The organism is Flavobacterium galactosi, assembly GCF_048158585.1.
GTDB lineage: Bacteria > Bacteroidota > Bacteroidia > Flavobacteriales > Flavobacteriaceae > Flavobacterium > Flavobacterium galactosi.
On the sequence record NZ_JBLNKV010000002.1, the window covers coordinates 572,293 to 586,790 of the forward strand.

At 34.1% G+C, this 14,498-nt stretch carries 11 protein-coding genes; 6 read left to right on the forward strand and 5 right to left on the reverse strand.

Annotated elements, in window-relative coordinates; all coding sequences use genetic code 11:
• From purB to ACM55M_RS06535, 3 genes are all read left to right on the forward strand, one after another.
• The gene (gene purB / locus ACM55M_RS06525; RefSeq protein ID WP_416856763.1) at positions 1-1,347 is read left to right on the forward strand and encodes an adenylosuccinate lyase; all 1,347 of its coding nucleotides are present in this window, start codon (positions 1-3) and stop codon (positions 1,345-1,347) included.
• 30 nt (positions 1,348-1,377) lie between these two features.
• Positions 1,378-2,151, forward strand: coding sequence for a polysaccharide deacetylase family protein (locus tag ACM55M_RS06530; protein ID WP_416856764.1), 774 nt, complete (start codon positions 1,378-1,380; stop codon positions 2,149-2,151).
• 168 nt (positions 2,152-2,319) lie between these two features.
• On the forward strand, positions 2,320-4,560 hold the full coding sequence (locus ACM55M_RS06535) for a cation:proton antiporter domain-containing protein (RefSeq protein WP_416856765.1): 2,241 nt from the start codon (positions 2,320-2,322) through the stop codon (positions 4,558-4,560).
• 62 nt (positions 4,561-4,622) lie between these two features.
• Here ACM55M_RS06535 and guaB read toward each other — a convergent pair whose 3' ends face one another.
• Positions 4,623-6,095: an IMP dehydrogenase gene (gene guaB / locus ACM55M_RS06540; protein ID WP_416856766.1), complete on the reverse strand. Its 1,473-nt coding sequence runs from the start codon at positions 6,093-6,095 to the stop codon at positions 4,623-4,625.
• Positions 6,096-6,256: 161 nt separating this feature from the next.
• Here guaB and ACM55M_RS06545 point away from each other — a divergent pair, with 161 nt between their 5' ends.
• Complete coding sequence (locus ACM55M_RS06545) at positions 6,257-8,758, forward strand: cation-translocating P-type ATPase (protein WP_416856767.1); 2,502 nt, start codon at positions 6,257-6,259, stop codon at positions 8,756-8,758.
• A 36-nt stretch (positions 8,759-8,794) separates the two neighbouring features.
• On the opposite strand, the gene ACM55M_RS06550 is transcribed toward ACM55M_RS06545, so the two are convergent.
• From ACM55M_RS06550 to ACM55M_RS06560, 3 genes are all read right to left on the reverse strand, one after another.
• On the reverse strand, positions 8,795-10,201 hold the full coding sequence (locus ACM55M_RS06550; RefSeq protein ID WP_416856768.1) for a DUF5723 family protein: 1,407 nt from the start codon (positions 10,199-10,201) through the stop codon (positions 8,795-8,797).
• Positions 10,198-10,749 (reverse strand): hypothetical protein, encoded by a 552-nt coding sequence (locus ACM55M_RS06555; protein WP_416856769.1) that lies wholly within the window; start codon positions 10,747-10,749, stop codon positions 10,198-10,200. Before ACM55M_RS06555 ends, ACM55M_RS06550 begins: the two co-directional genes overlap by 4 nt.
• A gap of 110 nt (positions 10,750-10,859) precedes the next feature.
• Positions 10,860-11,723 (reverse strand): hydroxymethylglutaryl-CoA lyase, encoded by an 864-nt coding sequence (locus ACM55M_RS06560; protein ID WP_416856770.1) that lies wholly within the window; start codon positions 11,721-11,723, stop codon positions 10,860-10,862.
• A 196-nt stretch (positions 11,724-11,919) separates the two neighbouring features.
• Between ACM55M_RS06560 and ACM55M_RS06565 the strand changes: the two genes are divergently transcribed.
• Positions 11,920-12,531: a hypothetical protein gene (locus ACM55M_RS06565; RefSeq protein ID WP_416856771.1), complete on the forward strand. Its 612-nt coding sequence runs from the start codon at positions 11,920-11,922 to the stop codon at positions 12,529-12,531.
• A complete protein-coding gene (locus ACM55M_RS06570; RefSeq protein WP_416856772.1) occupies positions 12,528-13,238 on the forward strand; it encodes a DUF3307 domain-containing protein in 711 nt (236 codons plus the stop codon). The genes ACM55M_RS06565 and ACM55M_RS06570 overlap by 4 nt, the downstream gene beginning before the upstream one ends.
• Here ACM55M_RS06570 and ACM55M_RS06575 read toward each other — a convergent pair.
• On the reverse strand, positions 13,221-14,243 hold the full coding sequence (locus tag ACM55M_RS06575) for a quinone-dependent dihydroorotate dehydrogenase (protein ID WP_416856773.1): 1,023 nt from the start codon (positions 14,241-14,243) through the stop codon (positions 13,221-13,223). The two genes, ACM55M_RS06570 and ACM55M_RS06575, sit on opposite strands and share 18 nt — an antisense overlap.
• Positions 14,244-14,498: the final 255 nt, after the last annotated feature.

The following is a 14,498-nucleotide window of genomic DNA, read 5'->3' on the forward strand; positions in this document are numbered from 1 at the left end:
ATGACTACTTTAAACGAATTGAATGCTATTTCTCCTATTGATGGAAGATATAGAAGTAAAACCCTTTCTTTAGCTCCATTTTTCTCTGAAGAAGCTTTAATCAAATACCGCGTATTGGTTGAAATTGAATATTTTATTGCTTTGTGCGAAGTTCCTTTGCCACAACTAAAAAATGTAAACCCGAATTTATTCGAAAGTTTACGTAACATCTATAAAAATTTCTCTACTGAAGATGCTCTTTGGATCAAAGAAACGGAGAAAGTAACCAACCACGATGTAAAAGCGGTAGAATATTTCATTAAAGATGCTTTTGAAAAATTAGGCTTATCAGAATATAAAGAGTTTATCCATTTTGGATTGACTTCTCAAGATATTAATAACACGGCGATTCCGCTTTCTACAAAAGAAGCTTTCGAGAAAGTATACATGCCCTCACTGATTACTTTAACATCAAAATTGAAAGATTTAAGTGTGGAGTGGAAGGACATTCCAATGCTTGCCCGTACACATGGACAACCGGCTTCTCCAACTCGTTTGGGTAAAGAAATTGGTGTTTTTGTAGAACGTTTAGAAGAGCAAATGCGTTTGTTGTTCAATATTCCTTTTGCAGCTAAATTTGGCGGAGCAACAGGAAATTATAACGCACATCATGTGGCGTATCCACAAATTGACTGGAGAAAATTCGGAGGGAAATTTGTTGAAGAAAATCTTGGGTTACACCACTCCTTCCCTACTACACAAATTGAGCATTACGATCATTTCGCAGCATTTTTTGATGCGTTGAAAAGAATAAATACGATCATAATTGATTTAGACAGAGATGTTTGGACCTATGTTTCCATGGAATATTTCAAACAAAAAATCAAAGCGGGAGAAATTGGTTCTTCAGCGATGCCACATAAAGTTAACCCAATTGATTTTGAAAACTCAGAAGGAAATTTAGGAATTGCAAATGCAATTTTCGAACATTTATCAGCTAAATTACCATTATCAAGATTACAACGTGATTTAACAGACAGTACCGTTTTAAGAAATATTGGTGTACCAATGGGGCATACCATAATCGCTTTTGAAGCTACTTTGAAAGGATTAAACAAATTGCTATTGAACGAACCAAAATTCCACGAAGATTTAGAGAAAAACTGGGCAGTTGTTGCTGAAGCAATTCAAACTATTTTACGTCGCGAAGCCTATCCTAATCCTTATGAAGCATTGAAAGGATTGACTAGAACCAATGAAGCAATTGACAAAAAAGCAATTCATGGTTTCATTGCAACGTTAGAGGTTTCGGATGAAATTAAAGCCGAATTAATGCAAATCACTCCAAGTAATTTCTTGGGAATTTAAACACAAAACACCTACTAAGTACAAAGTAATATGATCAAAAAGCACTGCAAATTCATATTACTTTGTACTTTTTTTTTATTTTCTTGTGATAATAAAAACACATCTCAAAATAGTAATCTTAAAGAGACTAATCCTGGAGTTGTAATCTCATTTGATGATGCAAGTATCAATGAATGGTACCAAGCAGATAAAATATTGCGTCAATATTCTTGGAAAGCTACTTTTTGTGTTTCTAAAATAAATACATTAAACCATTCTGAAATAAAGAAACTCTTGGATTTACAAAAGGAGGGACATGAAATTGCAGGACATAGCCTTAATCATTTTGATGCTCCTAAATTTGTTGCGAAAAACGGAATTGACGCCTACATTGATCAGGAAATAAATCCGATGCTTGCTATCATGTATTTTTATTCCTTAAAAGTAACTTCATTTGCCTATCCTTTTGGTTTTAGAAATTCAGCCATAGATATTGCCCTTTTAAAAAAATTTAAAATTATTAGAGGAACGACTTATGGGGCTGAAGATCCCTTTTTTCAAAATTGCTATTTTAATAATACAAAATTAGTTTTTGCAATAGGCATTGATACAGATCATCCTAATTTCAGCATTCCATATCTTATAAAATTACTAGATTATGCCAAACGAAAGCATAAAATTCTAATCTTGTTTGGTCATACACCAGTAATCAACATTACAGCCAATTATCAGACCAAAATGGCAACATTAAAACTAATTTGTAATTATGTCAAACAACACAATATGACTTTTTATAGTTTATCTGACTTAAACAATTTAAAATAAGATATCATTTCATTCCAACAGTGAAATGTATTAATTTTATAAAAAACACAAATGCTTCTGGCAAAATAGCCCAGACAGCTGCTAAAAGCCTCAAAAAAAGATTATGGACTGGTTCCAAAACTTCGAGATTGAAACGCAGGGCTGGAGAGCTTCTAAAAATAAAAACCTATGAGTACAATAGCAGCAGTAGCGGAAGCATCACATCACTTGAAGCCATTAATAAGCGATTTGGGACTAATTCTCATGACAGCAGGAGTTGCTGTTTTATTGTTTAAAAAAATCAGGCAACCGCTCGTTTTGGGTTATTTGATTGCTGGATTTTTGGCAGGGAATCATTTTGATTTTTTCCCATCGGTGAATGATATTAAAAGTGTAGAGGTTTGGGCAGAAATTGGGGTAATCTTTTTATTATTCAGTTTGGGACTGGAATTCAGTTTTAAGAAATTGATGAAAGTAGGCGGAACAGCTTCTATTACCGCGATTACTCAAATTTTCACGATGGTATTAGTTGGTTTTATCGTAGGCCAATGGATGGATTGGTCGAAAATGGATAGTATCTTTTTAGGTGTTATTCTTTCGATTTCATCAACGACAATCATTCTCAAAACCTTTGATGAATTAGGCGTAAAAGCACAGAAATTTGCCGGCATAGTAATCGGTTCACTTATCGTTCAGGATATTATTGCCATTTTGATGATGGTTTTACTTTCTACTGTTGCTGTGAGCCAACAATTTTCGGGTAGTGAATTGTTTTTATCTGTTTTAAAATTGGTCTTTTTCTTAACGATATGGTTTGTTGGGGGCATCTTTTTTATTCCAACATTACTCAAAAGAGCGAAACATTTACTATCAGATGAAATGTTGCTTATTATTTCGCTTGCCTTATGTTTGATGATGGTAATTCTGGCAGCAGATGTTGGTTTTTCACCAGCTCTTGGTGCATTTATCATGGGTTCAATCATTGCCGAAACAACTCAAGCGGAACATATTGAACATTTAGTGAAGCCTGTTAAGGATTTATTTGGTGCAATTTTTTTCGTATCAGTAGGGATGTTAATCAATCCGCAAACATTATATGCACATGCAATTCCTGTAATGATTTTGACAATCGTTACCATTTTTGGTCAATCGATAAGTTCAACAATCGGAGCATTACTTTCCGGGCAACCTTTAAAACAATCGGTGCAAACAGGAATGAGTTTGTCACAAATTGGTGAATTTTCTTTTATCATTGCAACATTAGGAATGACACTGAATGTAACAAGTTCTTTCTTGTATCCTATAGTGGTGGCGGTTTCGGCGGTAACAACATTTACCACCCCATTTATGATAAAAATGTCTACTCCATTTTCAGAATATTTATCTAAAAAATTACCTAGAAGATGGATTAAAAGGATTGAACGTTACAGCGCAAATGCCCAAGCCATTAAATCAGTCAGCAATTGGCAAATTGTAATAAACGCTTATATCCTTCAAGTCGTTGTTTACTCCGTAATTATATTTGCAGCCATTTTACTTTCGTCAAAATATCTATTGCCGTTAGTTACTGATTTTAAATTTGGCAAGGCATTAGGCGCATTAATTACTTTGGTGGTACTTTCTCCTTTTTTATGGGCGCTTTCATTGCGCCGTGTTGCTGTAAATGAAGTAGCCATTTTGCTGGAAGAACGAAAATATCGTGGGCCGATTGTTATGATGTTTCTTTTCAGATTGCTACTTACCATATTTTTCATTGGCTTTTTACTAAATATTTTCTTCTCTCCAATTGTTGCTTTTTTAACATTAATTGTAGCTTTAGGCGTTTATTTTGTTTTTCAAAAAAGATTAAATGCACAATATCATAAAATCGAAAGTCATTTCTTAAAAAACCTAAATGCCCGAGAAATGACAAAAGCTAAAAGAAGCCGAAGCGATTTATCCCCTTGGGACGGTCACATGACTTTTTTCGATATTGCAAATGAGTCCAATATTGCAGGAAAAACATTGGAAGAATTGAAGATTAGAGAGCAAATAGGAATAAATATTGCTTTTATCAAGCGAGGTGATATTATGATCAATATTCCCAATAAGAATGAACGTTTATTTCCTGGCGATGAAATATGTGTGATAGGAACAGATTCTCAGGTGACAGCATTTAAATCCTATTTAGACCAGCATGAAATAGATGTTCCGGATACGCTAACCGAAACTGAAATCGTATTGCGTCAAATAGAATTGAAAAACGAAGCTTTCATTGGAAAAAGTATTCGTCAATCAGAATTACGAGAAAAAACTAGTGGACTGATTGTAGGAATAGAAAAGAAAGGAACCCGAATTCTCAATCCGGAATCCAATATTATTCTTGAAAAAAATGATATTCTTTGGATTGTGGGTGATAAGAAATTATTAGCGGATTTGGTTCATAATTAGACATAAAAAAAGTGCAAGAAAATCATCTTGCACTTTTTTATATTTGTCTTTTTCAGACTATTTTATCTCGAATAATTCGGGGCTTCTTTAGTAATTGTAACATTATGTGGATGACTTTCGTTGATTCCACTTGAAGTGATACGAACAAAACGACCCGTCTCTTGTAAAGTTGGAATATCTTTTGAGCCACAATATCCCATTCCGGCACGAAGACCACCAATGAATTGTTGCATACTTTCATTCAATTCTCCTTTATAAGGTACACGACCAACAATTCCTTCCGGTACCAATTTCTTAACGTCATCTTCCACATCTTGGAAATAACGATCTTTAGATCCTTCCTGCATCGCTTCAACAGAACCCATTCCGCGGTATGATTTAAATTTTCTACCTTCGAAAATAATAGTTTCTCCAGGGGACTCCATTGTTCCGGCTAGTAACGAACCCAACATCACACAATCAGCACCTGCAGCAATCGCTTTAGGAATATCACCTGTGTAACGAATTCCACCATCAGCAATTACGGGAACTCCAGTACCTTTAATCGCAGCAGCAACTTCAAGTACTGCAGAAAATTGTGGAAAACCAACACCCGCAACAATACGAGTAGTACAAATAGAACCAGGTCCTATTCCTACTTTCACACCATCAGCGCCATTTTCAACAAGATATTTGGCTGCTTCAGGAGTGGCAATATTACCAACAATAACGTCTAAGTCAGGGAATTTAGCTTTAACTAATTTTAGTACATCTACCACTCCTTTTGTATGACCGTGAGCGGTATCGATTATAACTGCATCTACTCCTGCATTAACCAAAGCAGTCGCTCTTTCAACAGCATCAGCAGTAACACCTAATGCAGCCGCAACACGTAAACGTCCGTATTTGTCTTTGTTTGCATTTGGTTTTTGAGTTAATTTGGTAATATCTCTAAACGTAATTAAACCAACTAATTTATAATCTGCATTTACTACAGGAAGCTTTTCGATTTTATACCCTTGCAAAACAACTTCAGCTTGTTCTAGCGAAGTACCTTCGGCAACTGTTACCAAGTTTTCACTTGTCATTATCTCAATGATAGGTCTGGCATTGTTTTTTTCGAAACGTAAGTCTCTATTGGTAACAATACCTTTTAATATTTTATTTTCATCGACAATTGGAATACCACCAATTCCGTATTCTTTCATCGCATTTTTAGCATCGGCTACCGTCGAAGTCAATGGCAAAGTCACTGGATCTATAATCATTCCAGACTCAGCTCTTTTTACTTTACGAACTTTCGCCGCTTGTTGCTCGATAGTCATGTTTTTATGTAAAACACCAATCCCTCCCTCTTGTGCCATAGCAATTGCCATTGCACTTTCGGTAACGGTATCCATAGCTGCAGATACAATAGGAACGTTAAGTGTTATATTTCTTGAAAATTTTGATTTTATACTCACTTCGCGTGGAAGGACATTTGAGTAGTTGGGAACTAATAGTACATCATCGTAAGTTAATCCTTCACCGATAATCTTAGAATTGTGTGCGATCATTGCAATTTGTAGTTGTAGTTAAATTGCGGGCAAATATACACAATCTTAAGCAAAAAACCACCACCTATTATAATAAATGATTAAATTGCAATATGAAGCATCTAAATTAGATACTTTTCCCCACTTGTTTATTATCTATAAATTTGATTTATTCTTTTTCAATGACAGAAACTAAACAGCAATTAAAAGGACTTTCAGATAATGAAGTCTTGCAATCAAGAGAAAAATATGGTTCTAATTCCATAACCAATCAAGATAAAAATAATTTCTTCACTTCTTTAATCGAAATGGTTAAAGAGCCTATGTTTTTGTTGCTTGTGACTGCAACCAGCATCTATTTCATTACCGGAGATTTCGGCAATGGAATTTTCATGGCTGTAGCAATATTATTGGTTTCAACCATTTCGTTGTATCAAGAATCGAAAAGCAGAAACGCAATTGAAGCCTTAAAGAAATTATCGCAGCCCAAAAGCAAAGTTATCCGCAATAGCGAAATTATTGAAATCCCAAGCGAGGAAATTGTCTTGGGTGATTTCATTCAAACAGAAGAAGGCACTTTTATACCCGCTGACGGAATCATCATTCAATCCAATGATTTTTCCATAAATGAGTCTATACTTACAGGCGAATCGCTCGCAGTTTTTAAAAATGAAGCTTCTAAAAACAATCAAGTATTCCTGGGAACAATCGTCACAAGCGGTTTAGCAATTTGTGAAGTAACAGCAATTGGCAACAAAACCAAGTTGGGAAAAATAGGGAAAAGCCTGGAAACAATTATTGAAGAAAAAACACCCTTGCAATTACAAATTGGGAATTTTGTAAAAAAAATGTCTCTCATTGGTTTAGTCATTTTTGCCATTGTTTGGCTTATTAATTATTATAATTCGAAAGATGTTTTAGACAGTCTGTTGAAAGCATTAACCTTAGCGATGAGCATTATTCCCGAGGAAATTCCAGTTGCTTTCACCACCTTTATGGCGCTTGGTGCCTGGCGATTGATGAATATGGGAATTATTGCAAAACAGACAAAAACAGTAGAAACTTTGGGTAGTGCCACAGTAATTTGTACTGATAAAACAGGAACCATTACCGAAAATAAAATGAGCCTTGCGCAATGGTATACTTTTTCGTCGAATGAAATTTCAAATCCAAAAGAACTACTAAATAATAGCGAGCGAGAATTATTAACGCACGCTATGTGGGCCAGTGAACCTATACCGTTTGACGCAATGGAAATTGCTTTACATGAAGCGTATTCAAAATTAGAAATTACCGATGACCGTCCTGATTTCAAATTAATCCATGAATATCCATTGGATGGGAAACCTCCTATGATGACGCATGTTTTTGAAAACCAAAACGGCACCAGAATTATTGCTGCCAAAGGTGCCCCGGAAGCATTGATTGCATGCTCTAATTTATCCGAAAAAAAAACACAACAAATCCTTGCTGCAATGACAACGATGGCTAAAGAAGGATTTCGCGTTCTAGGTGTAGGCGTAACTGAATTTTCAGGGTCAGATTATCCAAAAAAACAACAAGAATTTTCATTTCATTTTAAAGGATTGGTTGCATTTTATGACCCTCCAAAAGAAAACATAAAAGCAGTTTTTGAAACATTTTATAAGGCTGGCATTCAGGTAAAAATAGTTACAGGTGATAATGCGGAAACCACTGCCACAATCGCTAAACAAATTGGTTTTCAAAACGCAGAAAAAACATTGAATGGAGATGAATTAATGGTAATGGACGATGCCACTTTGAAAGAAAAAGTAATGGAAACTGCAATTTTCACAAGAATGTTTCCTGAGGCAAAACTCAAAATCATAAAAGTACTGAAAGACAACAATCAAATTGTAGCCATGACTGGTGATGGCGTAAACGACGGGCCGGCATTAAAATCAGCACATATAGGAGTTGCCATGGGTAAAAAAGGAACTGAAATTGCCAAACAAGCAGCCAATCTTATCCTCATAGACGATGATTTTTCTAAAATGATTGATGCCATCGCAATGGGAAGAAAAATATATAATAATCTAAAAAAAGCCATACAATACATTATTTCAATACATATCCCAATTATCATGATTGTCCTTATTCCTTTGGCTTTAGGATGGATTTACCCAAATATTTTTTCTCCTGTCCATGTCATTTTTCTGGAGATAATTATGGGACCAACCTGTTCTATCATTTATGAAAATGAACCTATGGAACGCAACTTAATGTTGCTCAAACCTAGACCTTTCACCACTACTTTTTTTAACATTAAAGAGATTGCCATTAGTATTATTCAAGGTATTGCAATCACAATGGGACTTTTATTTGTCTATCGCTATTGTGTGGCCGATAATTGTTCCGAAAGTGTGACGAGAACTACCGTTTTCCTCACATTGATTACTTCAAATATTTTACTGACACTTACGAACCGCTCCTTTTATTATTCAATAGTTACGACTATCAGATATAAAAATAATTTAGTCCTAATAATAATCGGAGTAACTATTCTAATCACGGCGCTATTACTGTTTGTTCCGCTACTTGCCCATTTTTTTCAGTTCGAAAGAGTTTCTGGTTTTCAAATAGGTTTAAGTATTTTAGTGGGATTTGTTTCGGTACTTTGGATAGAAGTTTACAAATGGTTTAAAAGAAAAAATTACACGTAAAACTTCGTCTACACAAAAGATAATACGACATTAAATCTAATTTTCCTCTCTAAAAAATCCTTCATGATCCTTAAAAATAACATTAAGTCCAAATTGAAAAGAAAGACTATTGGCTTTTGACAAATCATGATATTCTAAAAGATTATCAGCCAAAACATATAAATTGAGTTTTCCAAGTTGTGCAGATAATCCCAATCCAATATTTTTATAAGAATAGGAATCTAAGGTATAGGTCGCTTTCATTTGTAAATTATCGAGAATATTCCTTCTGTAATAGGTCGTAAAAGCCATAAAAGGAGTTCTTGGAGTTGACATCACAAATAATTGAGCGCCCACAGCATTTCTATATCCGGAATCAGTGCTGCTACAATTACAGTCTTCACTTCTTGAATCATCAAATGAATATTGAATAGACGAATTAAACTTCGCAGGACGCCAACTAGTATATTTAGTGTATAATGTATCTAATGGAATAGCATCTTTAAATTCCTGATATACATTCCCTGCCGAACCTCCATTTGTGAATTTTGGGGTTATCCCATCGTATTTATAATACCCTTTAAGCGTAAAACTCTCCACATCTTTAGTATGTTTTATAAATCCAACGTCAACAATACTTGCCGTAAACTGAATATTTTTTTTCGGATAATACGTAAGTCCAGCATCAAAACCAAGTCCTAAATCACCTCCAAAAAAAGCCTTTTTAGAAATATCTTTTACCGCATCTCCGGAATAATTCTCATCAATATATTTTGAAATTCCAGCGGTATTGAGTTGTAAATCAGAAGAAATAACTTGCTCGTAAACCCCTTCATTAGAAGGAATCGTATAAATGTATCCCGCGTTTTTAGTCGAAGTGACATTAAAAGCACTGGAATAAATTTTCCCTCGAACGCCAACAATTAAGTTCTCATTTATATTTTTATGATATCCAATATGAAGAACCGAAACCATTTCAGCCTTTACATTCAAATCTCCCAAATCAAACACTTTTCCTAAATAATCTCTATTTCCGTCTAAGGCAAGTATGGCTAAATCTTTAGGCATATAGCTCAAAAAATCAAATTCGTGATACAACCCAAAAGAAATATAGGCTTTGTCTTGCCAATCCCCTATTTGAAAACCACCATTGAATAATTCTATTTGCTCATTTATTGTAACTTTATCCCTTCTGGTAGTTGAGAATACTACATTTCGCAATTTTACATTAAAATCAACTCCGTCATTTGCAAATAAATCATAAGTAGAGAATCCGCTGGAACCAATATTTGCAGAAATTCCTGACAATAAGGGAATTCCAAAATACCATTTATACTTCACATCAGAACCAGGATTAGTAATCAAAGACTGAGGAACCGAAGTGAAATTATATAAAATTTGTTTGTTTTGAGAAATGCATTCAACCGACACAAATAGAACAAAAAGCAATATTATTTTTTTCATTCTACAACTAAATAAGCGGTTACACTTGAACGCAATTTTAAACTCCCTGTGCTGCTCTCACTTAATATTGGACCAGGCAGCATCCTAAGAATAAAAGCAATTTTAGTGGTTCTTTTCAATAAATCAAGTTTAGCATTTGCAAACACATCGGTTTTAGTGACCAAATTTTCAACACCAGTATAAGCAGGTATAGCAAAATTAGTAAAATAAAGAGCCTGATTATTTTTGTCCAGATAGACTAAATCTATAGTATAGGCTCTCTTTATGGTATTATTGATTTCAAAAAATAATTCGGCTTTTACTAAATTGTCTTTAAAAAAAGCATCATTAAAAATATCAATGGTCGGTGTGTCAGCATTTATAGGTTGTTCGACACCGTTAGTCACAAATTGATTTGCCGGAACATCAAAATAGGCCAAATTTGAAATAAAAATAGGTTCTAATTTCAAATCATTGACCTGATTAAAGTCAAGATCACTTGTACATGAAGCGGAGAATAGGACCAGAATTAATATTCCAAAAATCCTATTAAAAACCAGTGGTTTCATCTTATTATTCATTAAAATCAATCTCATTATTACTAAAATCCGAACGTATCAAAGTTCTTATTATTATTATTATTTACAGACATGGTAAAATTTAAAATCTCTATTTTTTTCTAATGAAATTCTCCAAATAATCTAGAAGCCTCATTATAAGCACTTTCAAAACTCATCGGACTACTATTTGTATTTTCCTTTTGTGAAGTAAAATAAGACAATAATTTTTCTGTAGGCATATTCCCTGTTAAATCATCCGTTGCCATGGGGCATCCGCCAAAACCTTGGATTGCTCCATCAAAACGTCGACAGCCCGATTTATAAGCAGCATCAATTTTCTCAAACCATTTATCAGGCGTGGTATGAAGATGGGCACCAAACTCTATTTTGGGATATTTTGGAATTAAATTCGAAAACAAATAGGAAATTGCATTTGGTGTAGAACTCCCCACCGTATCCGAAAGCGAAAGAATTTTTACCCCCATATCAGATAATTTTTGGGTCCACTCCCCTACAATATCTGTGCTCCAAGGATCTCCATACGGATTACCAAAACCCATAGAAAGATACGCTACCACTTCTTTACTACTTTTATCGGCAATTTCTAGAATTTCTTGTAACGTGATCAAAGATTCCGCTATTGTTTTGTGCGTATTTCGCATTTGAAAATTCTCAGAAATTGAAAACGGAAAACCTAAATAGTGTATTTCAGGGTGAACAGAAGCTAGAGATGCACCTTGTGTATTGGCAATAATCGCAAGAAGTTTGCTTCTGGTTTGAGACAAATCAAGTTGTGCCAGAACTTCAGCAGTATCCTGCATTTGCGGAATCGCTTTTGGTGAAACAAAACTCCCAAAATCTATGGTGTCAAATCCTACGCGCAATAAAGACTGTAGGTAAGATACCTTTCGTTCTGTAGGAATTAATTGTTTAATGCCTTGCATGGCATCGCGTGGACATTCTATAATTTTTATTGGCTCCATAGAAATCCAAAGATAGAAAAACAATTATGAATTTTAAATTATGAATTTTAAATTTCGCTAAATTAACATTATTACACATATAGGTAATAATTAAAACTATTACATAATTTGGTAATATAAAATATTATTACGTTATTTGGTAATATTATTTTTATTTTAAAAAAGGGACTTAATTTTTTTTAATTATATTTGAAATATGATAAGTATAATCACTGGTGACATTGTCAATTCAAGAAAACTGCCATCTAAAATTTGGATTGAAGGCTTGAAAAAATTATTAAACACAAACGGTAAAAACCCGAGTGAATGGGAAATTTATCGCGGTGACGAATTTCAGCTTGAAGTTACAAATCCCGAGGAAGCATTACTTAGCGCTTTACAAATTAAAGCCTATCTAAAAACACTGAAACTTGATGCGAGAATGAGTATTGGTTTTGGTGATAAAACGTATAAAGCAAAAAAAATTTCCGAAAGTAATGGGAGTGCTTTTATCCGTTCTGGCCAGCTTTTTGAAACTTTAAAAAAGCAAAAAACGACCTTAGCCATTAATACCGGCAATCCTGATTTTGACACCGAAATAAATCTAATGCTTCGTTTAGGGCTAACCTTTATGGATAATTGGCTGGTTCAATCGGCTGAATTTGTTCTGATAGCTATCGAAAACGAATCTCTTTCACAAGAAGAAATCGGAGTTAAACTGGGCATAAATCAAGCTGCTGTGAGCAGAAGAAGAAAACGAGCACAATTTGATTTGGTATTAGAATTAGATAATCATTTCAGAAAAAAAATTAAAAACAGTACCGTATGATTCTTTTTATAAAACTACTTCTAGCACATTTGCTTGGTGATTTTGTATTGCAGCCTGCTTCATGGGTGCTAAACAAAGAGGATAAAAAGCACAAAAGTATTTTCCTTTACCTTCATACACTTTTACATGGGCTTTTAGCGTGCCTTTTTGTTGGCGAAATCGCTTTTATTTGGTTTGCGATTGTATTGGCAACAACGCATGGAGGAATAGATTACGTAAAACTAAGATTTCAGAAAAAGAAAACAAAACGTACTTGGTTTATTATTGATCAAACCATGCATATTCTTGTTTTAATAGGGATCACATTACTTTATAACAAGGAGTGTATCGATTTCAAAGCATTTGACAATCAATTTTGGATATTTGCGACTGGACTAATTCTATTGACAAAACCCACATCAATTATCATAAAGAATATCATTTCAATTTGGACTCCCGAAAATAAAAAAAATGATGAATCATTATCTAATGCCGGGAATTACATTGGAATATTGGAAAGATTATTCGTTTTTTGTTTTATCATCACAAATCATTTTGAAGCCATAGGTTTTCTATTGGCTGCAAAATCTATTTTCCGATTTGGGGACCTCAAAGAAGCAAAAGACAGGAAACTTACTGAATATGTTCTTATTGGAACGCTATTGAGTTTTGGAATCGCAATAGTGACAGGTCTTTTAGTAGCATTCGGATTATTGCAACCTCTCTAAAATTTTCTTGTTTATTGCTTTTACTAAAGCTGGCCCTTCATAAATAAACCCGGTGTACAATTGCACTAAACACGCTCCTGCCTCCAGTTTTTCTAAAGCATCGTCAGCAGAATGGATTCCTCCAACTCCAATAATAGGGAAGGCTTTATTGCTTTTTTCTGATAAAAATCGGATCACTTCAGTAGAACGTTTTGTCAATGGTATTCCTGACAATCCACCCATTTCTGTTTTGTTTTCGGATTGTAATCCTTCTCTTGAAATGGTGGTATTAGTCGCAATAACTCCTGCGATATTGGTTTCTTTGATAATAGCGATAATGTCCAGTAATTGCTCATCGGTTAAATCTGGAGCGATTTTCAGTAGAATTGGCTTTTGCTTTGGCTTAGCCAAATTCTTATTTTGCAGTGTTTGCAACAATTGTGTCAATGGCTCTTTGTCTTGTAAAGCGCGAAGATTTGGCGTATTTGGTGAACTCACATTCACCACAAAATAGTCCACATAATCATACAACGCATCAAAACAAATTTCGTAATCTGATGTTGCTTCTTCGTTTGGCGTTAGTTTATTTTTTCCAATATTTCCGCCGATTAAAACATCTTTATTGCTTTTTAATCGTTCTACGGCTTCCTGAACACCGCCATTATTAAAACCCATTCTGTTGATAATTGCGCTGTCTTCTTTTAGACGGAACAAACGCTTTTTAGGATTTCCTTCTTGTCCTTTTGGAGTAAGAGTCCCTATTTCGATAAAACCAAAACCAAAATTGGACAATTCTTTATACAACTTGGCATCTTTATCAAAACCAGCAGCTAAACCTACCGGATTTTTAAATTTTAATCCAAAAACCTCGGTTTCTAATCTTGGGTCATTTACTTCATAAAGCGATTTAAAAACTAATGAAAATCCTGGTATTTTAGACAAGAAACGAATCAATGAGAAAGTAAAGTAATGAACTTTTTCTGGATCAAAACAAAAAAGTATCGGACGAATAAGTAATTTATACATGGTTGTTATTTTGGTGGTGCAAAAATAGAACTATCTATTCGATAATTAAATATTTGAAAAATAATTTTATAAATCATTTTTCATTTACTGGAAACAATGATTAATTGCACAACCGCTATTTAACCTTTTATTCAATTATAAAACCAACACTAAACGTCTTATTTTTAAAACCATAGCTTCTTTCAAAGAAATTATTATCCGTGTTTTTTATTAAACTAAAAAAACTGACCTTATAAGATTTTTTGCATTCGTTAA

Coding starts and splice junctions, on each gene's coding strand:
- purB (WP_416856763.1), top strand. CDS start 1: ATGACTACTTTAAACGAATTGAATGCTATTTCTCCTATTGATGGAAGA.
- ACM55M_RS06565 (WP_416856771.1), top strand. CDS start 11,920: ATGATAAGTATAATCACTGGTGACATTGTCAATTCAAGAAAACTGCCA.
- ACM55M_RS06575 (WP_416856773.1), bottom strand. CDS start 14,243: ATGTATAAATTACTTATTCGTCCGATACTTTTTTGTTTTGATCCAGAA.
- ACM55M_RS06555 (WP_416856769.1), bottom strand. CDS start 10,749: ATGAAACCACTGGTTTTTAATAGGATTTTTGGAATATTAATTCTGGTC.
- ACM55M_RS06545 (WP_416856767.1), top strand. CDS start 6,257: ATGACAGAAACTAAACAGCAATTAAAAGGACTTTCAGATAATGAAGTC.
- ACM55M_RS06570 (WP_416856772.1), top strand. CDS start 12,528: ATGATTCTTTTTATAAAACTACTTCTAGCACATTTGCTTGGTGATTTT.
- ACM55M_RS06550 (WP_416856768.1), bottom strand. CDS start 10,201: ATGAAAAAAATAATATTGCTTTTTGTTCTATTTGTGTCGGTTGAATGC.
- ACM55M_RS06535 (WP_416856765.1), top strand. CDS start 2,320: ATGAGTACAATAGCAGCAGTAGCGGAAGCATCACATCACTTGAAGCCA.
- ACM55M_RS06530 (WP_416856764.1), top strand. CDS start 1,378: ATGATCAAAAAGCACTGCAAATTCATATTACTTTGTACTTTTTTTTTA.
- guaB (WP_416856766.1), bottom strand. CDS start 6,095: ATGATCGCACACAATTCTAAGATTATCGGTGAAGGATTAACTTACGAT.
- ACM55M_RS06560 (WP_416856770.1), bottom strand. CDS start 11,723: ATGGAGCCAATAAAAATTATAGAATGTCCACGCGATGCCATGCAAGGC.